Source organism: Micromonospora sp. NPDC049139 (genome assembly GCF_055586845.1).
On the sequence record NZ_JBVJHK010000023.1, the window covers coordinates 1 to 24,469 of the forward strand.

At 69.6% G+C, this 24,469-nt stretch carries 22 protein-coding genes and 3 pseudogenes; 10 read left to right on the plus strand and 15 right to left on the minus strand.

The genetic code is table 11. The features are described 5' to 3' along the window. Positions 1–155 precede the first annotated feature (155 nt). The gene (locus tag ACZ6Q9_RS29025; RefSeq protein WP_393262019.1) at positions 156–1,019 is read right to left on the minus strand and encodes a tyrosine-type recombinase/integrase; all 864 of its coding nucleotides are present in this window, start codon (positions 1,017–1,019) and stop codon (positions 156–158) included. A 424-nt stretch (positions 1,020–1,443) separates the two neighbouring features. On the opposite strand from ACZ6Q9_RS29025, the gene ACZ6Q9_RS29030 reads away from it, so the two are divergent. Beyond that, a complete protein-coding gene (locus ACZ6Q9_RS29030; RefSeq protein ID WP_393262614.1) occupies positions 1,444–3,453 on the plus strand; it encodes a hypothetical protein in 2,010 nt (669 codons plus the stop codon). Positions 3,454–3,484: 31 nt separating this feature from the next. Further along, entirely contained in the window at positions 3,485–3,880 is a 396-nt protein-coding gene (locus ACZ6Q9_RS29035) for a hypothetical protein (protein ID WP_396830380.1), read from the plus strand. Positions 3,881–4,293: 413 nt separating this feature from the next. Here ACZ6Q9_RS29035 and ACZ6Q9_RS29040 read toward each other — a convergent pair whose 3' ends face one another. After that, a complete protein-coding gene (locus ACZ6Q9_RS29040; RefSeq protein ID WP_393262024.1) occupies positions 4,294–4,437 on the minus strand; it encodes a hypothetical protein in 144 nt (47 codons plus the stop codon). A gap of 21 nt (positions 4,438–4,458) precedes the next feature. On the opposite strand from ACZ6Q9_RS29040, the pseudogene ACZ6Q9_RS29045 reads away from it, so the two are divergent. Both ACZ6Q9_RS29045 and ACZ6Q9_RS29050 read left to right on the plus strand, forming a co-directional pair. Beyond that, positions 4,459–4,755, plus strand: a pseudogene (locus ACZ6Q9_RS29045) (RNA polymerase subunit sigma-24); the annotation flags it as partial. 93 nt (positions 4,756–4,848) lie between these two features. After that, positions 4,849–5,205, plus strand: coding sequence for a DoxX family protein (locus ACZ6Q9_RS29050; RefSeq protein ID WP_393449400.1), 357 nt, complete (start codon positions 4,849–4,851; stop codon positions 5,203–5,205). A gap of 742 nt (positions 5,206–5,947) precedes the next feature. Here ACZ6Q9_RS29050 and ACZ6Q9_RS29055 read toward each other — a convergent pair. From ACZ6Q9_RS29055 to ACZ6Q9_RS29065, 3 genes are all read right to left on the minus strand, one after another. Next, positions 5,948–6,784, minus strand: a complete 837-nt coding sequence (locus ACZ6Q9_RS29055) for a hypothetical protein (RefSeq protein ID WP_396830382.1) — start codon at positions 6,782–6,784, stop codon at positions 5,948–5,950. Between the two features lie 227 nt (positions 6,785–7,011). Further along, positions 7,012–7,968, minus strand: coding sequence for a sigma-70 family RNA polymerase sigma factor (locus ACZ6Q9_RS29060; protein ID WP_393262032.1), 957 nt, complete (start codon positions 7,966–7,968; stop codon positions 7,012–7,014). A gap of 10 nt (positions 7,969–7,978) precedes the next feature. Then, positions 7,979–9,187, minus strand: coding sequence for an NAD(P)/FAD-dependent oxidoreductase (locus ACZ6Q9_RS29065; RefSeq protein ID WP_393449891.1), 1,209 nt, complete (start codon positions 9,185–9,187; stop codon positions 7,979–7,981). Positions 9,188–9,381: 194 nt separating this feature from the next. Between ACZ6Q9_RS29065 and ACZ6Q9_RS29070 the strand changes: the two genes are divergently transcribed. Then, positions 9,382–9,771 carry a hypothetical protein gene (locus tag ACZ6Q9_RS29070; RefSeq protein ID WP_393449888.1) on the plus strand — a complete coding sequence of 130 codons (390 nt, stop codon included), beginning with the start codon at positions 9,382–9,384 and terminating at the stop codon, positions 9,769–9,771. Positions 9,772–9,836: 65 nt separating this feature from the next. Here the strand turns inward: ACZ6Q9_RS29070 and ACZ6Q9_RS29075 are convergent, their stop codons facing one another. From ACZ6Q9_RS29075 to ACZ6Q9_RS29085, 3 genes and pseudogenes are all read right to left on the minus strand, one after another. Beyond that, on the minus strand, positions 9,837–10,199 hold the full coding sequence (locus ACZ6Q9_RS29075) for a hypothetical protein (RefSeq protein ID WP_393449885.1): 363 nt from the start codon (positions 10,197–10,199) through the stop codon (positions 9,837–9,839). Between the two features lie 16 nt (positions 10,200–10,215). Then, positions 10,216–10,464, minus strand: a pseudogene (locus ACZ6Q9_RS29080) (IS256 family transposase); the annotation flags it as partial. Positions 10,465–10,486: 22 nt separating this feature from the next. After that, positions 10,487–11,113 (minus strand): class I SAM-dependent methyltransferase, encoded by a 627-nt coding sequence (locus ACZ6Q9_RS29085; protein ID WP_393262042.1) that lies wholly within the window; start codon positions 11,111–11,113, stop codon positions 10,487–10,489. A 134-nt stretch (positions 11,114–11,247) separates the two neighbouring features. Between ACZ6Q9_RS29085 and ACZ6Q9_RS29090 the strand changes: the two genes are divergently transcribed. Together ACZ6Q9_RS29090 and ACZ6Q9_RS29095 are read left to right on the plus strand one after the other, a co-directional pair. Then, positions 11,248–12,420 carry a sensor histidine kinase gene (locus tag ACZ6Q9_RS29090; protein WP_396830425.1) on the plus strand — a complete coding sequence of 391 codons (1,173 nt, stop codon included), beginning with the start codon at positions 11,248–11,250 and terminating at the stop codon, positions 12,418–12,420. Continuing rightward, positions 12,417–13,109, plus strand: coding sequence for a response regulator (locus ACZ6Q9_RS29095; RefSeq protein WP_393449879.1), 693 nt, complete (start codon positions 12,417–12,419; stop codon positions 13,107–13,109). Before ACZ6Q9_RS29090 ends, ACZ6Q9_RS29095 begins: the two co-directional genes overlap by 4 nt. 142 nt (positions 13,110–13,251) lie before the next feature. On the opposite strand, the pseudogene ACZ6Q9_RS29100 reads toward ACZ6Q9_RS29095, so the two are convergent. Further along, positions 13,252–13,891: pseudogene (locus ACZ6Q9_RS29100) on the minus strand (phosphotransferase); the annotation flags it as partial. A gap of 78 nt (positions 13,892–13,969) precedes the next feature. Here ACZ6Q9_RS29100 and ACZ6Q9_RS29105 point away from each other — a divergent pair. From ACZ6Q9_RS29105 to ACZ6Q9_RS29115, 3 genes are all read left to right on the plus strand, one after another. Beyond that, on the plus strand, positions 13,970–14,200 hold the full coding sequence (locus tag ACZ6Q9_RS29105; RefSeq protein ID WP_396830383.1) for a hypothetical protein: 231 nt from the start codon (positions 13,970–13,972) through the stop codon (positions 14,198–14,200). 168 nt (positions 14,201–14,368) lie between these two features. After that, on the plus strand, positions 14,369–15,310 hold the full coding sequence (locus ACZ6Q9_RS29110) for an ATP-binding cassette domain-containing protein (protein ID WP_396830427.1): 942 nt from the start codon (positions 14,369–14,371) through the stop codon (positions 15,308–15,310). Continuing rightward, complete coding sequence (locus ACZ6Q9_RS29115) at positions 15,307–16,056, plus strand: ABC transporter permease (protein WP_393262055.1); 750 nt, start codon at positions 15,307–15,309, stop codon at positions 16,054–16,056. The genes ACZ6Q9_RS29110 and ACZ6Q9_RS29115 overlap by 4 nt, the downstream gene beginning before the upstream one ends. Here the strand turns inward: ACZ6Q9_RS29115 and ACZ6Q9_RS29120 are convergent. The 6 genes from ACZ6Q9_RS29120 to ACZ6Q9_RS29145 all read right to left on the minus strand — a co-directional run bounded on the left by ACZ6Q9_RS29120 (position 16,040) and on the right by ACZ6Q9_RS29145 (position 24,368). Further along, the gene (locus ACZ6Q9_RS29120) at positions 16,040–19,177 is read right to left on the minus strand and encodes a BTAD domain-containing putative transcriptional regulator (RefSeq protein ID WP_466021447.1); all 3,138 of its coding nucleotides are present in this window, start codon (positions 19,175–19,177) and stop codon (positions 16,040–16,042) included. The two genes, ACZ6Q9_RS29115 and ACZ6Q9_RS29120, sit on opposite strands and share 17 nt — an antisense overlap. 80 nt (positions 19,178–19,257) lie before the next feature. After that, positions 19,258–20,397 (minus strand): PucR family transcriptional regulator, encoded by a 1,140-nt coding sequence (locus tag ACZ6Q9_RS29125; protein ID WP_393262059.1) that lies wholly within the window; start codon positions 20,395–20,397, stop codon positions 19,258–19,260. Next, on the minus strand, positions 20,390–21,178 hold the full coding sequence (locus tag ACZ6Q9_RS29130) for an ABC transporter permease subunit (RefSeq protein ID WP_396830387.1): 789 nt from the start codon (positions 21,176–21,178) through the stop codon (positions 20,390–20,392). The genes ACZ6Q9_RS29125 and ACZ6Q9_RS29130 overlap by 8 nt, the downstream gene beginning before the upstream one ends. Then, positions 21,156–22,082, minus strand: coding sequence for an ABC transporter ATP-binding protein (locus tag ACZ6Q9_RS29135; RefSeq protein WP_393262063.1), 927 nt, complete (start codon positions 22,080–22,082; stop codon positions 21,156–21,158). The genes ACZ6Q9_RS29130 and ACZ6Q9_RS29135 overlap by 23 nt, the downstream gene beginning before the upstream one ends. A gap of 248 nt (positions 22,083–22,330) precedes the next feature. After that, positions 22,331–23,014 (minus strand): potassium channel family protein, encoded by a 684-nt coding sequence (locus ACZ6Q9_RS29140; protein WP_393262066.1) that lies wholly within the window; start codon positions 23,012–23,014, stop codon positions 22,331–22,333. Beyond that, on the minus strand, positions 23,007–24,368 hold the full coding sequence (locus tag ACZ6Q9_RS29145; RefSeq protein ID WP_393449864.1) for a TrkH family potassium uptake protein: 1,362 nt from the start codon (positions 24,366–24,368) through the stop codon (positions 23,007–23,009). The genes ACZ6Q9_RS29140 and ACZ6Q9_RS29145 overlap by 8 nt, the downstream gene beginning before the upstream one ends. Positions 24,369–24,469: the final 101 nt, after the last annotated feature.

Consider the following 24,469-nt stretch of genomic DNA (forward strand, 5'->3'; position numbering starts at 1 on the left):
TCCGGCATCGCCAACCTCCACAACATCATCCTCGCCGGCTGACCGCCGACCCCGTCCCAGGCAACGCCTTCACCCGGTTACGAGACGTCCCTTAGGAGGACGCTGCGCATGCAGCCACCCAACTTCCGGTCATCGGCAGAGCCGTGAGCGGCTGATCATGTTCCAGAGGCCATGTAGGCAGCGAGGATGTAGTTGGGGTGCCGGTCGAGGTTCTTACGGGCGCGGTCGTAGCGCATGGTGGTTCGCGGATCGGCATGGCGGGCGGCGATCTGCACGTCACGCAGGCTGACGCCGGCGTCGAGCATGGTGGTCACGAAGGTGTGGCGCAGCATGTGCGGGTGCATCCTCGGCATCCGGATCCCCGCCGTGTGGGCCAGGTGCTTGAGCCGGCGGGTGGCGGCATGCCGGTCCATCCGAACACCGAGGGTATTGCGCAGGATCGGCCCGCTGGTGCGCTCGTCGACGGCCCGGTCGATGGCTCGGGCCACCGCGGGTGGCAGCGGGACGAGCACGACCTTGCCTCCCTTGCCGCGTACGCGTAGGACCCGGTGCCCGTGCTCCTCACCCAGGTCGGCGATGTTCGACCCGCAGGCTTCGAAGATCCGCAGCCCGAGCAGGCCCAGGAGTGCGACGAGGGCGAAGTCGTTCGGGTTCGAGGACTGTCGGGCGGTCGTGATCAAAGCCTCGAACTGTAGGTGCCCCAGTCCGAGGGTCGGCGACTCGGCCGGCACCATGGGGCGACGGACGTAGTCGGCTGGCGAGTGCTCCAGGATCGCGTCGATGACGCAGACCCGATAGAAGCCGACCACGACCGACAGTCGACGGGACACCGTCGAGGGCTGGTACCGGCGGACGCCCTGCAGCCAACGCACGTACCGCTCGATATCCACCCGCGCCGCAGCCAGCGGGTCAAGGCCGCGCTCGGCGCACCAGCGCAGGAAGACCCGCAGGTCGGACTCGGTGTGGACGCGAGTCTGGCCACGGTAACGGCCGAGGAAGGCCGACACCGCGGCGCGCACAACGAGTTGATCGGCCAGCACGACAGGGGAAGCGGAAGCAGGAGAGATAGCCATACATCACCGTGCGTCACCACCTGCGATGAACACCAGCCCACCTGAAGCGGCATGAACGAGCACCTGATCGAGCGCGCGCTCGCACGGTCCCTCGGTGCGAGCCTGGCGTGCCTGAGAAGTTGTTCGACCACCCAGGCCTGTCGGTGCCCGGGAAGGCAACCACAGCGTGAGCCGGGATGTACTCAACGGCGCCACCGGCCAACTGGCGGAAACTGCTGACCGCCGGCCCGGCACCCCACCGCCGTATGGGCTCCGGTCGACTGACCGCCGGCCACCGGCGCCCGTCTGTGACCGCGCGGACAGCCGGAAACGCGTTTCTCCGATTGGCGTTCGCTGCGTAGGATCTCCGGCGATCAAGGGGGATGAAACGGTGGGCGATTTCCAGCAGTTCGTGACGGATGTGACTTCGCGTCTGTCCACGATGTCCAGGGGTGAGTTGTACGCCGTCGGCGACGGTCTCGACCGGGACTCACTCTGGCTCACCTTTCTCGATTCCTTCCCCGCCGGCACCAATCTGCGGTTCCGTGAGCGATCCGAGTACGACTGCTCGACCTGCCGCAGTTTCATCAAGCACTTCGGCAACGTCGTCGAGATCCACGACGGGCGGGTCCGTACCGTCTGGTCCGGGGTGTCGGCATCCGACCCGGTCTTCTCCGTCGTCGCCGCCGCTCTGGACGAGTTCGTTCTTTCGCTGCCGTTGTCCACCATCTTCCGGTCCACTCAGGCGCAGTACGGGACGAAGACGACCCGAACGCTGCGCGACGGCCGGGTCGAGGTGTGGCACCACCTGCACGGCCGGGTGGAGAAGCGGCATCGCATCGAGGACGTCGGCGCGGCACAGGGCAACTTTGACGCCGCGGTGCAGGTCTTCCAGCGTGGCTTGGCCGAGCTGACCCGGCACGCTCTGGACACCGTCGTCGACCTCGTCGACGACAACGCCCTCTACCGCGGCGCGGAGCATCGCCGGACGGTGACCGAGTTCCGCTCGCTGCAGAACCGGTGGACCCAGGCGACCGACCGACGTGCCTTCGTCTTCGCCAACGCCATGAACCCGGCGGCCCGGTTCCGCAACACGGTGATCGGCACCCTCGTCCAGGATCTCTCCGCGGGCGTCGACCTGGAGCAGGCGGTCCGGTCGTTCGAGGCGAAGGTGGCGCCGCAGAATTACCAGCGCCCCAGGGCGTTGATCACCCCGGGCATGGTCAAGGCCGCCATGAGGACCATTGCCGAGCTGGGTATCGAGGAGTCGTTGCAGCGACGGTTCGCCCGGCTGTCCGACGTGTCGGTCACCAACGTGCTGTGGGTCGACAACGACACCCAGGCACGGATGAAGGACGGCATCGAAGGGCTGCTCATGCAGGCGGCCACCACCCGGTCGTCAGGTGCGCTCCTTCGCGACGCCAAGCCGGAGGAGATCCCCGTGGTCTCCTTCATGAAGGACATCCTGCCCGGCGCCGCCACCATCGACCTGTGGGTCGCCAACACCTACGAGCCGCACCTCGTCAGCCTCACCACCGGCCGGTGCCCGGCTGCTCCGCGGTTGTTCAAGTGGGACAACGATTTCGGCTGGTCGTACGGCGGCAACGTCACCGACTCGATCAGGGAGAAGGTGAAGCGGGCCGGCGGCAACGTCACCGGCAAGCTGCGGGTGAGCCTGTCCTGGTTCAACCACGACGACCTAGACCTGCACGTGTACGAACCCAACGGCGACCACATCTGGTACCAGGAGAAGCGCAACAAGCTGGACGTCGACATGAACGCCGGCGGGACGCTCTCCCGCGAGCCGGTGGAGAACGTCACCTGGACCGACCGTGTCCCCGACGGTGAGTACCGGCTCGAGGTGAACCAGTACCGCAAGCGGGACAGCACCCAGGTCGGCTTCGTCATCGAGACCGAGAGCAACGGGAAGATCGAGCATTACAGCCACGAGCGCGCGGTCAGCCACAAGGAGACCGTCGAGGTGGGCCGGATGACGGTTGCCGGCGGGGTGATCACCGCTTTCCGGCCGGGTAAGGACGTGCAGCCGGGCAGTGCGGGCAAGGAGTTGTGGGGCATCACCACCGAACAGTTCGTACCGGTGTCCACCATCATGTACTCGCCGAACTACTTCGACGACAACGAGGTCGGGAACCGGCACTACTTCTTCATCCTGAAGGGGTGCGTGAATGACCAGCCGACGCGGGGGATCTACAACGAGTTCCTCCGCAGCGACCTGCAACCGCACCGCAAGGTGTTCGAGGTTCTCGGCGACCGCACCAAGTGCGAGCCGTCTCCGGATCAGCTGTCCGGCCTCGGCTTCAGCTCCACGGTCCGCAGCTCTGTGGTCGCCAAGGTGACCATGACCGGCGGCCGGCGCCGCCTCATCAGCATCCAGTTCTGATTCCCTACCCAGATATTCCAGAGAGGCTACCGTGACCATTTTCGAGAAGGCCACACGGGAGAAGTTCCGCTATCCGTCGGCCAAGGGACTGCTGACCACTGAACAGCTGTGGGAGCTTCCGCTGACCGCCAAGTCCGGCTTCAGCCTCGATGATGTGGCCAAGGCGGTCAACGCCGAGCTCAAGGCCGTCGACACCGAGTCGTTCGTGGCCACCGAGGCCAATCCAGCCAAGGCAACCTTGGAGACCAAGCTGGAGGTCGTCAAGCACGTCATCGCCGTCCGCCTCACGGAGGACCAGGCGGCGAAGGCGGCGGCGACCAAGAAGCTGGAGAAGGAGAAGCTGCTGGCGGTCCTGGCCCGCAAGCAGGACGCGGTCCTGGAAAACCTGACCGAGGCAGAGCTACTGGCCCGAATCAACAACCTGTAGCCCGCCGACAATCAGCGTCTGCCAGCGGACCCGCACATCGCCGAGAAGTACGGTCGCCATGCAAGACCTGTGCGGCCAGGCCGGCGCTCACGGCCACTTCTCGGCGAACTCACATCGGTACAACAGCGACCGCGACGCCCTCTCATCGGCAGATCCGCACCGCGAGCCGCGAGCGGTCACGTAACCCTGCGTAGCGCGCGGATCGCGGCAGATGAGGATGCGCCAGTGCTCGCCGACTAAGACGTCACCGGGCTCGGTCCAGTCGGCTTCCTCGAACTGACCGTCGAGGAACTGCGCGGGGTGCGAACTGGCTTGCCCTCCTCCACGCCGACAACTCGATGTCCGCGCGCCGCCGCGATGCTCCCCGGCCGGTCGCCGGCGTAGTGGGGATGTCTCGTGCCGATGCAGGCTTCTCACACCCGCACGCGGGGGTCGGCCAGCACGTTGGCGACCGCGGCCGTCATCCCGTCAACGCACAGCGTCGGCGCGCCGACCATGAACTCCTCTCGGTCGAGCCACTCCACGCGCTCGACGCCCGGCGCGGCCAGGATGCCCACGTCGAGCTGCAGCGACGCGTGGTCGTCGAGGTTCTGGCACCGAACGTGACGATGGTCAGCGACGGCGGCGGCCTCACCGGTGCGCCACGCAAGCCCATCCACGGTTCGGACCTCGTGGCCCGGGCCATCGTCGTTCTCTCCCGGCAACAGCCGGTGGGCTCGACGGCCGGGGTGCTCCACCTCAACGGTGGCCCCGGTGTCGTCGTCCGCTGTGACGGAACGCCGGTGCTCGCGATGACCCTGCACACGGTGGAGGGTCTGGTTCAGACCATCCACGTCGTCAGCAACCCACAGAAGCTGACAGCCATAGCGCTGTGAGTTAGAACACTCAACACCGTGTCACACATCGGGGTCGTCACCTCGTCTGTGAGCGACTGGTCAACCGCCACTTTTACACATACGGAGACGCCGATGTTCGCCATCTATCTCACGGTGACCCTGCTCGCCTCAGCCCTCAACGGTTCGGCCGCCATCGCAAACGTGATCGGCCACGAATACCCAAAGGCGGAGGCGGACCGCAATCGGATACCCCGATCGTGGGTACGACCATTGGGAATGCTCCTGGGCGCGGGCGCGCTCGGCTTGCTGGCCGGGTTGGTCGTGCCGGTCGTGAGTACGCTCGCGGCAGCCGGTCTGGTCTTGTACTTCCTTGGCGCGCTGGGCGCACATATTCGGGCGGGTAATTTCCGACTCGGCGCCTGGGCACTTTTCTTCGGACTCGCTCTGGCCGCACTCACCGTCAACCTCGCCTACCATCCGGACGCTTGATGTAACTGGTGAGCGGGGGTCGGCGCTGAAGGTCATATCGGCGTCGGTGCCTACCAACGTGTCTGACAGCGTGAACCGCCGCACTCGCGTCCGAACCGGCACGTCGCCGGTGGACGGCCGGTGCGCTATGCCGATGAGCGAATGGCATCTGCTCATCGGCAGATCCGCGCACTGCCGCGCAGCCGCACCAGCAGTCTTGGCCTCACGCACCGTTACTTGACTCTTGGCGAGATCGGCCCCGCGGGTGGGGCCAGTGGTGAACCGTCACGCCAGCTCCACGTCAGGGTTGAAACAGCTCACTGGCAGGCTTGCGGCTCAGGCACGTTCCGGGGGTTCTTGGCCTGCGGCGCGAAGCCTCCTGAGACACTGAGCGCGTGCGACAGGCGTTCGCTCATGAGGCAGTCCTCGTCATGGAGGCGGGGGCAGATCTGCGGGCCCCGGGGGCAGCGATCACGGCGGCGTTGTGCGGACGCTGGGATCATGAGCCGCCGTGCCCCCTGGCGCCGCACCACAGTCACGCGGACTGGGTCGATGGCGAGTTGCATTTGAGGATCTTGTTCGCTGTCGAGCCCGACATGGAACCTGTCGTCCGTCAACGCATCGACCTGGCGCTGTCCAGCGGCGAGCTGCGGGGCCCGGACGACACAACCACTCGGTGGCGGCTGCACCGCAGTCGACACAGCGACGTCTCAACGAAGGAAACTGAGCACGCTGAGCGCCTGACGCGGGATTGAACCACTGATCAAGGTATCTCCAGGACGGGACGCACCGGAGTCTCTCCGGTGAGGCCGCCGTCGTAGACGGCCTCCGCCAGGTCCGGGTCGCGGTAGGCGGTGGCGAGGGTGAGCCAGGTCAGAAACCTGCCATAGCCACCGCACAGTGCCGCGCCGCCGTCTCCGCCGCACAGGACCGCTGGGTCGGTGGTGAACTCGGCCCGGTACGGGTCGTCTCCGATGACCAGGCCGAACAGGTTCGGTTCTTGGATGAGGGGCACGTCGCCGTAGGGTTCGCCCTCGGGATACTCGTCGCCCCAGCGGAACAGGTGGGTGGCCCCGGCGGCGCAGGCGTACTCCCATTCGTCGGGAGTCGGCGGTCGCAGGCCGCGGCGATCGAGTCCGGCCATCAGCCAGGCGTGGTCGTACTCCTCGTCGCTGTCGTCGAGATCATCGGCCTCGTCGTCGGCTGCCAGCAGCGCGTCGGCTTCCTCGGCGCGAACCGCGACGAGCCGGGCCGGTAGAAACACGTGGCGCGGCGGCGAGGTGGCCTCGGCTACGAAACGGCCGAGCGGCCTGGTCAGGTCGTACTGTGCGGTGGCCGTGGTGAAGTCGGTGAGCTGCCGGACGCTGGGAACGAAGCGGTCGGCGTCATGGCCGAGCTGTACGGTGCCGCCTGGCACCAGGGCGTAGCGGATGCCGTCGCGATCGAAAAATGCGACCCGCCCGGTCCGGCCAACGTACGCATGCGGACCCATGCCAGCGAGACGGACCTCGGTGCTACGCGCGATGGCAGCGGCGGTGCGGCCGGCGGCCTCGTCGGACAGGTCCAACCAAGCAGACAACGTGAGATCGGCGTGCGACACGTAGGCATTATGCCGGCGGGCCGTGCTCTGGACACGGGGCGACAAGCAGGGCCGACCAGCTGGGGCGCCACGGACCTCGGCGGCTCGGCGTGCACCATCAGCTGGTGGAGGCGCAGGCGCGGCACGAAGACCAGGCGCGGGTTGATCGGGGTCACGGTCACGCCGTCGCGCTACGCGAGCGGTTCATCGCAGCGCGGATGCTGCGCCTGGCCGCGGCCGGCATCGGGTCACCACTGGGCGATGAGCGGCGTGTCCGGTTCGTGCTGCCGCCAGGCTTCGGCGAGGCGGGCGAGGCGGGTGGGGGCGGCGATGCCGCGCACGGTTGCGATCTTGCCGTTGGTGATGTCGAACGCCACGGCCCCGAGGACCTGGTCGCCGAGCACGAAGAGGATGGCGGGGCTGCCGTTGACGAGCGCGTAGTGGATGGCGGGCGTGCCGCCGGCAAGTCGCCGTTTCGCGGGTGTGGGTTTGAAGCCGGCCCGTACGACGGCGGCGACGCGCTGCGGAGTGTCGTACCGCTGCAGCGTCTCGGTCAGGCCGGCGCCGTCGGAGATCGCGGTCGCGTCGTCGGTGAGCAGCGCTACCAACCGTTCGGTGCGGCCCGAGGAGGCAGCGGCGAGGAATTCCTCGACGATCCTGCGGGCGGACGCCGGGTCGACTTCGCCGCCGCCACGTCGGCGCGCGGCGGCGATGTGGCGCCGCGCCCGATGGAGGTGCTGCTGGCTCGCGGACTCGGTGATGTCGAGGATCTCGGCGATCTCGGCGTGGCTGCAGGAGAACGCCTCGCGCAGAACGTAGACGGCCCGCTCGAGGGGTGACAGGCGCTCCATGAGAGTCAGCACGGCCAGGGAGACCGATTCGCGCTGCTCGAACGTGTCGGCCGGGCCGAGCATCGGGTCGCCGGCGAGGAGCGGTTCGGGTAGCCAGGCGCCGATGGTGCGTTCACGGCGTGCTTGTGCCGAGCGGACCCGGTCGAGGCACAGGTTGGTGACGACCTTGGTCAGCCATGCTTCCGGCACCTTGATCCGCTGCCGGTCGGCGGCCTGCCAGTGCAGGAACGCATCCTGCACGGCGTCTTCGGCGTCGGCGGCGGAGCCCAGCAGCCGGTACGCCAGTGAGGCCAGCCGGTTCCGGCTGGCCTCGAACCGACTGGCATCGAAGCGATCGGTGGTGGTGCTGTCCACGCGGATCACCCTAGGCGGCTACGCCGACCGCCTTCGTGGCGGACGCATCCGGCGCGGCGGCCAGGCGGTGCTTACGCTTGGGCAGGCCGAAGGTCGGGTGCGAGGTGGCCCACAGCGAGACCTTGAGGATGCCCGACTTGATCCGCGCGGCCTTCCGGCCGCCCACGTACTTCGGCTTTGCTTGCGCTTCGTCGTCGACCAGCTGCAGGATCCCGTCCCGCCGCCCGAGGCTGATGTGGTTGCCCGGGTAGACCAGCTTGGTGTTCGCGATCTTACGGCCGGTGAGGCGTCCCACGATCGCCTCGATGGCCTGCTGACCGGTGAAGCCGGCCGAAGCGCAGGACATCGGCAGCGGCCGGCCGTTGTCGCCGATGGCGTAGGCGCTGTCGCCGGCGGCGTAGACGTTCGGGTGCGAGACCGACCGCATGGTGCGATCGACGACGATCCGACCGTTCTCGGTGACCTCCAGCCCGCTGGCGGCGGCGATGGGGTTGACGGCGAACCCGGCCGTCCACACGGTTGCGTCGGACGCCCGGGCGGTGCCGTCGGCGCACAGCACCCGCGTCGCTTCGACGGCTTCGACCTTGGTGTGCTCCAGGACGGTGATGCCCAGCCGGGCGCAGGCCTGGCGCAGGTGTCTGTGGGCTCCGGCGGAGAGCCGGGCGCCCAACTCGCCGCGGGCGACCAGCGTCACCGACAGGCCGGGCCGGGCTTCGGCGATCTCGGTGGCGGTCTCGATGCCGGTCAACCCGTCGCCGACGACCAGCACACGCCCGCCTTCGCCCCGCCTGCCCAGGCTGTCCAGGCGCTCGCGCAGGCGCAGGGCCGAGGGCCGGGCGGCGATGTCGAAGGCGTGCTCGACCACGCCGGGGACGCCGTGGTCGTCGCCGTGGCTGCCAAGCGCGTAGAGAAGCGTGTCGTAGCCGAGCTCGCCGCCGCCGTCGGCGTCGGCCACGGCGACGACCTGGCGCTCGGGGTCGACGGCGGTGACACGGGCCAGGCGTAGCCGTATCCCCGTGCCCGCGAAGACGTCGGCGAGTTTCGGAGCCTTGATCTCGTGGCCGGCCGCAAGCTCGTGCAGCCGCAGCCGCTGGACGAAGTCCGGCTCGGCGTTGACCACGGTGATCTCGGTGTCCGCCGGGGACAACCGGCGGGCCAGGTTCCCAGCCACGTGGGCCCCGGCATAGCCGGCGCCGAGGACGACGATGCGGTGCTTCATGTTTTGCTCCCGTCGGTTCGCTTGCTTCCGCGAGTTGAGCGGAACGGCGCCCCGATTGCTGACAGGAACTGCATGTGGCTTGGGTCACAGAGCGGCAGGGGCCGCCCCCAACGATGCACGGCGCAGATGCAGGCTGAGCTGAACGAGGTGATCTGGTGCCGATCACCACTTGACCCCGCCCGCATAATGCCAGGATGACTGGCGACCGCGTGATGTTGGACGACTCGCGGCCCTTCCAGGAACGCGTCCGGCACCTCCGTGACGCCTGGGTCCGGGACGGACGCGGTCGCGCTTTCCTGGTCACCGGCACGGCGTTCTTCGCGGTGTACTGCTGGAGCTTGAACTGCAAGATCGGCGACCCGACGGCTCCGGCGTACGATGCCGAGCTGGCCGAGTTCGTCGCCGCCTCGTACGAACTCAATGGCGGGTCCGTCGGCTGGAACGCCATGCTCACCAGCCGCGAGATCTGTTCCACCTGCCATGACCGGTACCGGCTGGAAAACCTCGGGATCTGCACCGACTGCATGCGATACACCTGCTATGGCTGCGGCGATCATGAACGCTGCGCCGGCGAACTGCTTTGATCGCGCGGGTGTCTGGTCAAGCGACGCGCTCTCATCGGCTACCTGGGTGGTCGACGTAAGGCCGGTCAGTCCCCGGTGGTCTTTCCCCCGTTGGCCGCGAGGAGGCGGCGGAGCCTTCGGATCTCACCGATCAGGCGTGGGATGTCGCGGCGGGCGCTGGCGATGAACTGGGCGTTCTCGTCCCAGCGTTCGTCCGCGATATCGACGTAGCGGGGGTGCTGGACGAGGGTGGCGGCCACCATCTCGTGATGGTCGAAGTCCGGCCAGCGTTCAGCGAGCCCGGTGCCCGGGATTGTGCTGATGGCGACCAGGCTCATGGCGAAGTCATCGTCGAGTTGACGCACGTGCCATGGACCCGGAGTCGCTGCGTCGGCAAGCTCCTCGATCTCGGCGAGTTCCTCGTCGGTCATCGGCTGGGGGGCGTCCATCAGGCAGCGCGGCTCCTCACGTTCGGCCAGGGAGTCCGTTGGTAGACCGCGCGCCAGCGCGGACGAGAGCGACGAGGTGGGGTGCGTCGACCGCCCGCCACCGGTCCTCGGCGGCCTCGATGAGCTTGAACGCTATCGCGAGGCCGGCGGCGCGGCTGCCTGGCCCCCCTGGTGACGCGGGTGCGGTGCCGGACGGTGGCGAAGGTGGACTCGATCGGGTTCGAGGTGCGTAGGTGTACCAGTGCTCGGCCGGGAAGTCGTAGAACCGGCCAGCTGCCGCTGTGCGGCTACCTCGCTGGCGGGCGGCCCGCGTGCCGGCGGTCGAGGTGGAGCGGGCGGCGGCAGTGGTAGACCAGGGCCGGCGGCAGGTTGGTCCAGACGGTCCGGCCCACGGTCACCTCGTCGAAGGCCCTGGTCAGCAGCGAGTGGAAGCGCCGCGCCGGGCGGGTCGGCAGCGCGTGCCGGTACGCGAAGGTGGTGAACACTCCGCCAGCGCCGAGCGATCCGACCACGGCGTCGAGGATCGCCCGCTGCCGCCCGGCGGGAAAGGCGGCCCAGGGCAGCCCGCTGATCACCACGTCGGCGGACACCAGCCGGCGTTCCGCCAGCAACTCCCCGAGGGTGGCGGCGTCGGCGCGTACCACCTCGATGGTGGGGTGCCGACGGGCCAGGCCGGTGGCGAACGTCGGATTGAGCTCGACCGCCAGGTGGTGGCCGCGGCCGGCCAGCCGTTCCTGGATGGTCCGGGTGAATGCCCCGGTCCCCGGCCCGAGCTCGACCACCAGGGGATGCCCCACCCGCGGTACCGCGGCGGTGATGTCCCGGGCGAGCGTGGTCCCGCTGGGCAACACCGCGCCGGTGGTGAGCGGGTGTCGGATGAACTGGGCGAGGAAGGTCGGCGCGTCACTGGTCACGCCGGTTGACGCTAGGTACGGGACGGCGGGGCGGGGCTCGTGCCGGGGGTCGGCGTATCGGCCACCTGGAGGAGGCATGGCGGCCGATGGGAGGGCCGGCGGGGACGCCGTCCCTCCGTATGGTTGGCCAGGTGATGGGTTGGCGACGCGGCTGGTGGCGGGAGCTGCTGCTCGGGCTGGTCACGGCTGGCCTCGGGCTGGCCAGCACCTGGCTCGCCCGGCCCGGGGTGGCCCGCGAGGAGTGGGCGGGGGTCTTCGCGGTTCTCGCCGGGCTCGCCCTGGTGGCCGTACGGCGGTGGCCCTGGCCGGTGCTGTTCGCGGAGTCGGCGCTGCTGCTCGTCGCCGACGCGGTGACGCCGGCCGGGGCGGGCACCGCGCAGCTCGCCGCGGCGGTCGCGCTGGGCTACGTCGCGTACTGGTGCGGCCGGGCCTCGACGGCGGCGGCCTACGTCCTCTTCGTCGGGGTGACGCTGGTTGACGTCCTGCGGCACGGCGACGCCGGGGTCCTCTCCGGCGGCACGGGGATGATCCGCCTGATCATGCTGGCCGGGGTCGTTGCTGCGCCGGTGGCGTTCGGTCGGTACCTGCGCGGGGTGCGGCACGCCGCAGTGGCGGCCGAGGAGCGTGCCCGGGAGGTGGAGGAGCGCCGGGCGGCGGAGACGCGGGCGGCCCGGCTCGCCGAGCGGGCGGCCATCGCCCGGGACCTGCATGACATCGTGGCCCACCACATCGCGGCGATCGCCCTGCGCGCCGGCGCGGCGCGGTACGCCGTGCAGCACACGGGCCGGACCGAGGAGGCGGTCTCCGCCCTCGGCGAGCTGCGCGACACGGCCGGGCAGGTGCTGGACGAGCTGCGGGAGCTGCTGGAGGTGCTCCGGGACCCGGAGGCGGTCGAGCCCGCCGACCCCCAGGTGGAGCCGGCGCAGGTGATCCGGGACGCCGCCCGACGGGTACGGGAGGCGGGCGTCGCGGTCCAGATGAGCGACCCGGCCGCGCTGGACCGGGTGCCTCTGGTGGTGGGGACGACGGCCGCGCGGGTGGTGCGGGAGGCGCTGACCAACACCCTCAAACATGCCGGGCCCGGGGCGATCGCCTCGGTGGACGTCCGGGTGGTCGACGGTGGGCTGCTGCTGGAGGTGCTGGACAGCGGGCCGGTGAAGCGGCATCCCGTGCTGCCCGCGTCCGGGTACGGGTTGAACGGGATGCGGGAGCGCGTCGGCCTGCTCGGTGGCACGCTCGCCGCGACAGCCACGGACGGCGGTGGCTGGCGGGTGCGGGCCCGGCTACCGATCAGGGAGAACACATGATCAGGGTGCTCGTGGTGGACGACCAGACGCTCGTCCGGGCGGGGGTCGGTCTGCTGCTGCGGACGGCCGGTGGCTTCGAGGTGGTGGGTGAGGCGGGGGACGGCCACGAGGCGGTCCGCCTCGCCGAGCGGCTGCGGCCGGACGTGATCCTCATGGACCTGCGGATGCCCCGGATGGACGGTATCGAGGCGACCCGGCGGATCCTGGACCGGCAGCCGTCCGCTCGGGTGGTGGTGCTGACCACGTTCGCCGACGACGTCAACGTGTACGGCGTGCTCGGTGCGGGCGCGATCGGCTACCTGGTGAAGGACGGCGCCCCGGAGGAACTGGTGGACGCGGTACGCCGGGCGGCGCGGGGGGAGGCGCTGCTGGCGCCGCCGGTGCTGGCCCGGGTCCTGCGCCGGGCGCTCGCCGCCCACGACCGGGAACGCGAGCCCGACCGGTCGGCGGCGGCGCTGCGGCTGCTCAGCGTCCGGGAGCGGGAGGTCCTGGCTCTGGTCGGCGCTGGGCTGTCGAACGCGGAGATCGGCGCGCGGCTGCATCTGGGGGTGACCACCGTCAAGACGCACGTGTCCGCGGCGATGGAGAAGCTGGTGCTGCGCAACCGGGTGCAGGCGGCGGTGCTGGCGCACCGGCTCGGCCTGGTCGATGACGACTTCAACCCCGTTCCGGGTGCGGGGGGACCCTAGGGAGGCGTAGACCCGCCGCGCCGGCCACATCCTCGACGTGGAGTCGCGTTACGTGACAGACATACGGGCGCTCGACGTTCGATCGTGCCGATACGCGGATGGCTGATCACGCCGTTTGTCGGACGCCGTGGCGATCGCCGGGTCAGCGGATTGTGGCGGTGAGGCGTTGCAGGGCGGCGTGCGCGGGTGGGCCCCAGGTGGGCTTGCCGCCGGGACGGCCGTGGACACCGTCGTCGCCGATGAGGATGCCGCTGAGGGCGCGTACGATCGCCCAGCCGCGGGCGCGGCGCGTGGTGGCGGTGTCCGGGGTCGGCTGGTAGGCCGCGTAGAAGTGTTCGGTCGTGTCGTCCGGGAGCAGGAGCCACCCGGCGGCGAGGTCATATGCCGGGTCGCCCGCGCAGAGGTCGCCGAAGTCGATCACGCCGCAGAAGGTGCCGTCGGTGGTGAGGACGTTGGCCGGGTGCAGGTCGGCGTGGAGCCATAGCGCCGGGCCCGTCCATTGAGGCGCGGTGACCGCGTCGTGCCAGACGGCGCGGACGGCGTCCGGGTCGTCGATCAGCCCTCGCGCGGTGGCGGAGGTGAGCGCCTTGGCGAATCCCCCGGCGTGGTCGGTCAGTGGCCCGCCGCGGTCCCGGCCTGCGGGCGCGCCGTTGGGGGCGGGTTGGTGGAGAGCCGTCAGGAAGGTGGCCATGGATCTGGCCGCGTCGGAGGCTCGCGTGACGGGGGTCCGGTCGGCGGGGTGTGCCCGGAACCCAGGTGGTGATGAGCCAGGGCCGAGGGAAGCTGGCGTACCTGCGTTACGTCGAGGCGCAGCAACAGCGGGTGGTGAACTGGCTGCTGCCGGCGATCCCGAGCGCGCGTTGGAGACGACGATCGCGTACGAGCAGGTGGCGGTGGACCTGACCGCGCGGGTGGCGCGGATGGAGCCCGACCCCTACCTGAAGCAGGCGTACGAGTTCGGGGTGCTGGAGGACTTCGATCACCTGTACCGCTACGCCAACCTGTTCGAGATGATCGAGCACCGCAAGGCGGAGAAAGGTGGTGGACGAGCTCACCGAGGTGATGCCCGGCCGCCCCACGCCGCCATCTGAACCGGTTGGCAGCCGTCGCGAGCGTAGCGACGCACCCTCATGCCAACGAGCTGAGGTTCCGCGAAGCGAGGCTGACGGCAATTCGCTGTGACGAGGTAGAAACCCGTGTCAGTGGCCGTGTCAGGGTTGTGTCAGGCGGCTGACAGGCCGGGTGCCCATGGTGGTCGCATGACAAGTTCAGCGATCGCGGTCTCAGGATTGCGCAAGGCATACAAGGACAAGGTCGTGCTCGACGGCATCGATCTGGATGTCCGCGCGGGGACGATCTTCTCCCTACTCGGTCCCAACGGGGCGGGTAAGACGACCACGGTGAACGTGCTGACCACGCTGGTGAAAGCCGACGGTGGGACGGTACGCATCGCCGGACACGACGTCGTGACCGAGGCCAAGGCGGTGCGCGCGGCGATCGGGGTGACCGGCCAGTTCGCGGCGGTGGACGAACTGCTGACCGGGCGGGAGAACCTGCAGCTGATGGTGGACCTGAGCCAGGTGCCCGCCAAGGGCGGGAAGCGGCTCGTGACGGAGCTTCTGGAACGGTTCGACCTGGTCGAGTCGGCGCAGAAGCCGGTCTCGACCTACTCCGGGGGTATGCGCCGGAAGCTGGATCTGGCGATGACGCTCGTCGGCAACCCGCGGATCATCTTCCTCGACGAGCCGACGACCGGACTCGATCCGCGCAGCCGACGCACGATGTGGTCGATCATCCGTGACTTGGTGGCCGACGGTGTGACCATCTTCCTCACCACCCAGTACCTCGAGGAAGCCGATCAGCTCGCCGACCGGATCGCGGTACTCGATCAGGGCCGGCTGGTCGCTCAGGGCACCCCCGACGACCTCAAGCGCCAGATCCCCGGGACTCATGTCCGGCTCCGGTTCACCACCGTCGCCGAACTCGACGCGGCTGCGCGGGTCCTCAGCGACTCCACCCGGGACGACGAGGCACTGGCCCTGCGGGTTCCCAGCGACGGCGGGACGAGGTCGCTGCGGGCTCTGCTGGACCGGCTCGACGAGTACGCGATCAGTGCCGAGGGACTCTCCGTGCAGACGCCGGACCTCGATGACGTTTTCCTCGCCCTGACGGGCCGTACCACGGAGGTGGCCGCGAAATGAGCACCAAGTCCCACTCGATGGTCATGTTGCGTCGCAACTTCAAGCACATCGCCCGGAATCCGACCTCGGTGTTCAACGCGGTCCTGATGCCGGTCGTGATCATGTTGATGTTCGTGTACATGTTCGGAGACGCCTTCAACGTCGGTGTCGACTACATCGACTACGCGACGCCGGGGCTGATGCTGTTGGCTGTCTGTTACGGGCTCGGGTCCACCGCGACGGCGGTGAACTCCGACATGACGAAGGGCATCATCAACCGGTTCAAAGTCATGCACGTCTCCCGCGGTGCGGTGTTGACCGGTCACGTCATCGCCACTGTGCTGACCAACCTGGTCGCCATTGCGGCCCTCATCGGGGTGGCCTTCCTGCTGGGGTTCAGCCCGTCGGCGAGTTTCTTCGACTGGCTCGGCGCGATCGGCATGGTCGTGCTGCTCGGTTTTGCGGCCGGCTGGCTCACGGTGGCCCTGGGATTGTCGGCGAAGTCTCCGGAAACGGCGGGTCTGGCCTCCGTGCCGCTGGTCATGCTGCCGTTCTTCAGCAGCGCGATCGTGCCGGCGGACAAGATGGGGCCCGGGCTCCGGGAGTTCGCGGAGTATCAGCCCTTCACGCCGATCATCGAAACCCTGCGCGGGTTCCTCAACGGTGCACCGTCCTCCGGTGACGTGATCCCGGCCCTCGCCTGGTGCGTCGGCATCGCTCTCGTCGGGTACCTGTGGGCGCGTTCCACGTTCACGAAGCGAGCGTGACCTCGACCAACTGACTCCAGCTCGTCTCGGTGCCCTCCCGAGCCGCCTCGGCGAACCGCGCTTCGCCGAGGCGGCGCCGCACTGTCTGCTCGATCCGGGCCACATCCGGGTGGGAGCGATCCGGCAGTCCACGCACACCAGCGCTCGCGGCGAGCAGCCGCGCGGCCTGCTCGGGCTCGTCGCGACGCAGCGCCAGGTCCGCGACGCCGACGAGCACCTGCGCGATCAACGGTGCGTAGCCGGCCTCGATCGCCGCCTGACACGCCGCCACGCGATGCGTACGGGCCTGGTCGACATCGTCGGTCAGGTAGCCCAGCAGGTCGTGGGTCCCCGCGCGGATGCCGGCCAGCTCCGCGTCGTTGCCCAGCAGAGCTGTCAGGACTCCGAGCTGCTTGTACGCCTCCTCGGCGTCACCGCTCCAGCGCGCGAACTCCGCCTTCGACAGCGCCAGCTCGGCCAGCGCGCCCGGCCACGTGACCCGTTCCGCGAACCGTTGCGCCTCGGCTGTGGCGGCCGCGCTGGCATCCTCATCGCCCAGCAACCAGTACAGCCGCGCCTGTCGCGATCGCATCCGGATGACGTCCTCGATGGCGCCGACTTCGGTGACGACCGCGATCGCCTCTTCGTAGTGCTCGCACGCAGCGGCGAACTCACCGCGTACGGCGATCAGCTCCGCCAGCTCGGTCAGGGCGAACGAGATCCCGAACCGTTCGCCGAGGGCCCGGAACTCGGTGAGCGCACGCTCGAAATGCGCGTCCACATCCCGCCCGTCCTGGCCGAGGATGATCCGCATCTTGCCGAGGTGCAGCCGGGCCAGTGCGCGTACCCAGGCGTCCTCGTGGTCCAGCAGTGTTTCCCAGGCGGGCAGGAGCGCGTCCGGCTCCCGCAACATGCGTTCCAGCGGGACGACGAGCGCCATCCCCGGGTGGCTGCCTCGACTGCGCCGGCTGAACTCGTACGCCTTGTGGATCCACTCCGCCGCATGGTGTGCGTCGCCCGGCCCGGAGTTCAGGAACAGCACCACGAGCGCGTACACCGTGGCCCGGATCTCGTCGGGCACCTCACCGGGCGTCTCGGTGGCCGCGGTGATCAGCTCCATGCCCTCGGTCCGGTGGCCGCCGAGCCACCAGTACCAGCCGGCGCCTGCGGCCAGCCGCATCGCCGCATGCGCCTCGCCGGCCGCGAGCGCACCGCGCATCGCCGAAGCGATGTTGTCGTGCTCGGCCTCGAGGAGGGCGAGCCATGTCACCTGGTCGGCGCGGCGAAGCTGCGGCTCCGCCTCCTCGGTGAGTTCGGTGAAGTGGACGAGATGCGCGTGGCGCGCCAGATCCGATTCCCCCGCCTCGGCGAGCCGGTGCGCGGCGTACTCCTTGATCGTGACGAGCATGCGGTAGCGCGGAGCGCCCTCGCCCTCGGCGACCAGCAGCGACTTCTCGGCCAGCGCGGTGAGCAGATCGAGCACCTCCTCCTGCTCGACCGCGTCGCCGGCGCAGACCCGCTCGGCCGCCTCCAGGCTCGCCCCGCCTGAGAACACCGAGAGCCTGCGCAGGACCGCTCGCTCGGCGTCGGTCAGCAGCTCCCAGCTCCAGTCGACCATCGCGCGCAGCGTCCGGTGCCGGGGCAACGCGGTACGGCTGCCGCCGGTCAGCAGGCGGAACCGGTCGTCGAGCCGGTTGGCGAGCTGGTCGACGGACATGGTGCGCAACCTGGCCGCGGCCAGTTCGATCGCCAGCGGCATCCCGTCCAGCGCCCGGCAGACGCGCGCCATCGTCGACAGCGTGAGGGCGTCGACGCCGAGATCCCTGCGCACCGCGCTCGCCCGGTCCCGCAGCAACCGGACGGCGGGAGAGGACGCGATCTCGCCGGGGCTGGCGTCCCCGTCCGGCAAGGCCAGCGGCGCGACCGGCCACAGCGCCTCGCCGGTGATGCCGAGCGGTTCCCTGCTCGTCGCCAGGATCCGCAGCCGCCGGCACTCCCCGAGCAGCCGATGGGCGAACGCCGCCGCCGCCTCGATCACGTGCTCGCAGTTGTCCAGGATCAGCAGCGCCTCCCGCTCCCGGATCGCGGCGATGAGCCGGTCGATCAGCTCCACGTTCGGCGCCTCGCCGAGCAGAGCGTCCCGGAGGCCGAGCCCGGTGAGCGTCGCCTGCACCACGTCGCCGTCGGCGCCGACGGCGGCGAGCTCCACCAGCCAGACGCCGTCCGGCAGGTCGTCGAGCAGCCTACGCGCGGTTTCCGTGGCCAGCCTGGTCTTCCCCGAGCCGCCCGGCCCGATCAGGGTGGTGAGCCGGTGTTCGGCGACGAGTGCGCCAACCGCGGCGACCGCGTCGTCCTTGCCGATGAAGCTGGTCAGCTCGGCACGCAGGTTGGTCCTCCGGCTTTCCTCCCGCCGTCCCAGCTCGCCCCGCAGCAGCGCGACGTGCAGTGCCGACAGCTCCGGTGAGGGGTCGACGCCCAGCGCGTCGGCCAGGGCTTCGCTCGTGCGCTGGTACACGAGCAACGCCTCGGTATCGCGACCGGTCGCGGCGAGGGCACGCATCAGCGCAGCGACGAGTCGTTCTCGCACCGGGTGCACGGCCACCAGGTCGGTCAGTTCCGTGACCAGCTCCGCACCGTGACCGAGGCTGATCTCCGCGTCGAACCGATCCTCCATGGCGGTCACGCGTAGCCTCTCGAGCCGGGTGGCCGCCGCGTCGAGCGCCGCGCTGTCGGGCAGACCGACGTCCTGCATGGCCGCACCGCGCCACAACGCGAGGGCCTCGCGCAGCCGCCGTACCCGCTGCGGGTCCTCGCCGTCGCGGGCCCGGCCGACGAGACGTTCGAACCGTACGGCGTCGACGGCGTCGGGCTCCACCGTCAACCGGTAGCCGTCCGTCTGCCCCTCGACCAACCCTTCCGGAAGCACCTTCCGCAGCCGGGAAACCAGGCGTTGCAGGGCGTTCGCCGCGTCAGAGGGCGGGTGTCCACCCCAGATCCAGTCGACGAGTGTCGCCTTCGGGACTACGTGACCTGGCCTGAGCGCGAGGGCGACCAACAGCCCGCGCAACCGCGCGCCCGGCACGTCGGCCAGGACGCCGTCGTCCGCGCGGACCTCGAACGGTCCAAGCATCCCGATCTGCACCTGGCAGATCTTGCCACGGGCGCTCGACAGGCTCACACCGCTGACACGGCGCAGCAGTCATGGAGTGCCGGCACGCCGACCTACCTTGCTGACACCCCCTCGGGCCAGCCGAGGAGTCGGGCGCCGAGCACGGCGGCGTGGAGTGTGAAGCGTTGGGTGGGTTCGTTGGGGTGGTAACCGGTCAGGTGGTGGATGCGGTCGAGGCGGTAGGTGACCGCGCGTACGGAGAGGTGCATCTGACGGGCGGTGGCGGTGTGGTTGCCCTGGTTGTCGAAGAGCACGGACAGGGTGTCCAGGTAGGGCTGCACGCCGCCGCGGGCGGTGGTGAGGGGACCGAGGACGGTGGTGACCAGGTCGGTGATCGCGTCGCGGTCGCGCAGCAGGACGGGGAAGACCAGCAGGTCGGCGGCGTTGAGGACGGGTGCGGTGAAACCGAGTTTGGCGGCGTGGTCGAGGGCGTTGCGGGCCTCGTCCAGCGAGGTGGCCAGGCCGCGCACGCCGGGGTGGGGGCGACCGACGGCCACCTGCCAGCCTTCGGCGCCGAGTTCGGCGAGGAGCAGGTGTGCCAGTTCGGCGTCGATGCCCCGCAGGCCCCCGGCGCTGATGCACACCAGGTCGCCTTCGCGCAGGGTGGTGAGGGTGTTACCTGCGCCGAACCGGGCGGCGAGCGCCGCGTCGACGCGGTGGATGAGGTCGGCGGTGAGGCGGGGCGTACGGGCGACCAGAACGGTGTGGGTGGCCGACAGGCGGATGCCGTAGCGGTGAGCGCGTTCGGCCAGGCTGCCGGGTTCGGCTCGGCCGGTGAGCAGGTCATTGACGAACGCGGCACGTTCGGTGTCGTGGCGAACCAGCTCAGCGCGGGCCTGGTCGAGGTAGCCGTCGAGGGCGGCCGACAGCACCGAATGTGCGGTGTCCAAGAGTGTCGCGACGCGGCTGTACACGGCGGTGGGGCTGTCGGCGGGGTCGAGGGGCGACGTGTTCCAGCAGACGCCGGCAGCGGCGAATACGCGGTCGACGAGGTCGTGCGGTTGCAGGTCCTCATCTGCGGCACGGGCGCCCAGCCGGGCGGCAGCCTCGCCCCGCTGGTCGCCGGCCGGGGCGCGCAAGAGGTCCTCGAAGCCTTGGGCCAGCCAGGTGTGAGCGCCCCTGGGCTGTTCCTTCTGGGCGTTGTGGTGGCCGCCCCGATACTGTTGGCGGCCACCACGGTCCGCTTCAGACACCGACGTCGCGGCGATCGAACATGAATACCCCGACGATCGTGGTCACGGCGCCGAAAGCCACGAGGGCGAACAGTTGCACCGGGTGCCAGCCGGTGTGCAGCGGATCGGTGCCGATGAAGTAGTGAAACGGGGACAGCCAGCGCACCCATTGCCAGCCATCGGACATGCCGCCGATGGCGTTGGCCATGTACGTGGTGACGGCGAGCACACCGGTGACCGCCAGAACCGTACCCCGCTTTCCGGTGGCCGCGCCGGCGAGGAAGGCGACACCGGTGAAGCACCACACCAGGGCGATCAGGCCGACGCCGGCAGCCGCGACGTTGGACAGGGGAATGTCCATGCCCACCCGGGGAACGATGATCATCAGGAGGATCACCGGGATGGCCGCGACCAGCGTGATGGCGCTGCCCGTGGCCGCGAGGCGCTGTCCGGCGAAGGCGGCACGGGACAGCGGGTTGGCCAGCAGCAGTTCCATGCCCCCGTCCTCCTCGGGCCGGGCGATCGTGCGGGCGGTCAACGTGATCGCGCACATGAGGACCAGCAGCGGCCCGATCAGGCTGAAGATCGTCGCCTGCAGGTAGCCGGCCGGCGAGAGCATGTCGGCGATGCCGAGGAAGTCCAGCATTCCCTGGGGCAGGGCGTCCTGTTTCAGTTCCGCGGCTCCCTGGAACTGGCTGTAGAAGGAGGTGTAGATGACGGTGAAGAGGGCGACGCCGGTGGCCCAACCGATCAGCGCCCGGCGGTCGTCGCGCCAGGTCTTACGCACCAGCGCGGGAAGCATCGCCGGCTCCTTCCGAGTGGTAGTAGAACGACAGGAACGTCTCCTCCAGGTCGGGCTCGGCCGACAGCATGTCCACGACCTCGTGTCGTGCCGCCGCCTTGATCACGGGGTCGAGGCGGCCATCCACCGTGCACCGGAGCACCGGCCCGGACACCGCCACGTCACTGACCCCGGGGAGGACCCTGAACTCCGCCGGATCCACGGGATCGTCGAAGTGGATCTCCACCGATCGGACGGCCCGCTTGCCGAGCGACTCGACGCGTTCGACCGCGGCCAGCCTGCCGTCGCGGATGATGGCCACCCGGTCGGCGGTCTGCTGCACCTCGGCGAGGACGTGGGAGGACATGAAGACGGTCTGGCCGGCGTCGCGGGCGTCGCGGACCATGGCCAGGAACTCCTGCTGCATGAGCGGGTCCAGGCCGCTGGTGGGCTCGTCCAGGATCAGCAGCGCCGGTTGGTGCATGAACGCCTGCACCAGGCCGACCTTCTGCTTGTTGCCCTTGCTCATGGTGCGTACCGGGCGGGACAGGTCCAGGTCGAGCCGCTCGGCCAGATCGGTCACCCGCGACCAGGCCACGCCGCCCCGGGCGTCACCGAAGAACCGCAGCAGGTCTTCTGCCTTCTCCCTGCCGGGAAACGCCAGTTCGCCAGGTAGGTAGCCGATCTGCCGGTGCAGGGCGGCCTTGTCCCGGCGCGGGTCGAGCCCGAGCACGGTCGCGCGGCCGGAGGTCGGCCGCAGGAAGTCCAGCAGCAGCCGGATGGTGGTGGTCTTTCCGGCGCCGTTGGGCCCGAGGAAGCCCATCACCTCCCCGACGCGGACCTCAAGGGTGAGACTTTCGATGCCGCGGCGTTGGCCGTAGAACTTCGTCAAGTCCTCGGCGAGCAGGGCAAGGTCGTTGGTCATGCTCCACATCGTGGCGCTCACGCCCGTCCGGCATCCAGGGCCGCATTCGGCCGACATCGGGCAGGACAATTGCCGACACTCGGCAACCAGGAGGGGAAAGGCAACTCGGCGGGGATCCACAACCCACCGGAAACCCCGTGAACGTTGCCGGACGCAGCACCAACTGTCTGCTCATCCACCTGGCGACGAACGGCGACCTTCCACGGGCAGCGCGATCATGTGGGCCGACGCCCATTCCTGACCGGCTTCTAGTCACTGGTGGCGAAGCGTTCGACGTTGTCAACGGTGCCGACGACGAGGATGAGGTCGCCGTAGGCGAGGACCGTGTCGGGCGTGGCGTAGGTGAAGACGCGTGGTCTGCCGCCTGGTACGGCCGCCTCTGGCTTGACGGCCACGACAGTCACGCCCCACTTGCTACGGACCCGGGACTCGCGCAGTGGTACGCCGACGATGTCGCGGGGTGGGGTGGTCTTGACGACGGCGAAGTCGGCGTCGACTTCGACGTAGTCGAGGATCCGTCCGGAGAGCAGGTGGGCGACCCGTTCGCCCATGTCGTGTTCGGGTGCGACGACGTGGTGGGCGCCGACGCGCGTGAGGATGTTGCTGTGCTGGGCGCTGATGGCCTTGGCCCAGATGTCAGGGATACCGAGTTCGGACAACAGGCTGGTGGTGAGGATGCTGGCCTGGATGTCGGTGCCGATGGCCACCACGGCGCGGTGGAACTCGGCGACGCCGAGTTGCCGCAGGGCTTCGATGTCGGTGGAGTCGGCGGTGATCACGTGCGGAAGCTGCCCGGAGAGAGCCTGCACGACTTTCGGGCGGTGGTCGATGCCGAGCACCTCGGTGCCCCGATTGACCAGCTCCAGAGCCAGGGCGGTGCCGAACCGCCCCAGCCCGATCACAACGACCGGTTCGGTGGGTGCCTCAGCCAACGATCGTCCTCTCCTCGGGTAGCTCGAAGCGGCGGTTACGGTCGCGCAGCGCCAGCGCCGATGCCAGGGTGAGCGGACCGACGCGGCCGGCGAACATCAGCACGATCAGCAGTACGTCGGCCTCTGGTGGCAGGTTAGCGGTGATGCCGGTGGACAGGCCGACGGTGGCGAACGCGGACACCACCTCGAACAGCACGATGTCCAGCCGGTACGGGGTGATGGCCAGCAGCAGGAACGTGGCGGTGACCACGGCACCGACGCCGAGCAGGGCGATCGCGAGGGCTTGGCGCTGGTTGCTGGCGGAGATGCGCCGCCGACCGACGTTGACGTGGATCTCGCCGCGCATCTCCGACCAAAGCACGAACGCCAGCAGCCCGAAGGTGGTCACCTTGATGCCGCCGGCGGTGCCGGCGCTGCCGCCACCGATGAACATCAGCACGTCGCTGGCGAGCAGGCTCTCCGGTCGCATCCCGCCGATGTCGACGCTGTTGAACCCGGCGGTGCGGGTCATGGCCGAGGCGAAGAATCCGGCCAGCAGCTTCTCCGGGCCGGCGAGCGGGCCGAGGGTGCGCGGATTGGAGAACTCGGTGAGGGTGAGAACGGCGGTGCCGAGAACGAGCAGCACGGCGGTCAGGCCGACGGTGATGCGGGTCAGCACCGACCACAACGCCGGGCGGCGCCAGCACTTGAGGAGTTCGAACACGACGGGGAATCCCAGCCCGCCCAGGATGACCGCGGCGGCGATGGTCAACGAGATCCAGGGGTCGGTGACGTAGCCGACGAGGTTGTCGGCGTTGGTGGAGAACCCGGCGTTGTTGAACGCCGACACCGCGTGGAACACCCCGTCGTACAGCGCCTCGCCGAACGGCATGTGGTAGGCGGTGGCGAAGCGCAGGGTCAGCACCACCGCGACGACGGCTTCGCTGACGAGGCTGAACAGCACGATCCGGCGGACCACCGCACGGATGTCGGTGAGGGTGAGGCTCTTCGTCTCGGCTTGGGCCAGGAACCGGGCCCGCAGGCCGAGCCGGCGGGACAGCAGCACGGTGAACAGCGTCGCGAGGGTCATGATCCCCAGCCCGCCCGCCTGGATGAGCAGGAGGATCATCGCTTGGCCGAAGCCGGACCAGTAGCTGCCGGTGTCGACGGTGGCCAGGCCGGTGACGCAGACGGCGGAGGTCGCGGTGAACAGCGCGTCCACCAGGTCGGCCCGTTCGCCGGATCGGGTGGCCACGGGTAGTGACAGCAGGCCGGTGCCGACGGCCACCGCGACGCCGAAACCGACAGCGATCACCTGCGCCGGATGCCGCAGCCCGCTGCTACGCCGCTGCCATGTCGGTCGTCGGTTCAGCATGCGCCCGCCGCGCAGGTACGACGGCCATCCGCGGTACGTGCCCTCGGCGTTGCCCTCGGACGGGTCAGGGTCATGAACCGCATGCTCTCACGGCGCGGTTG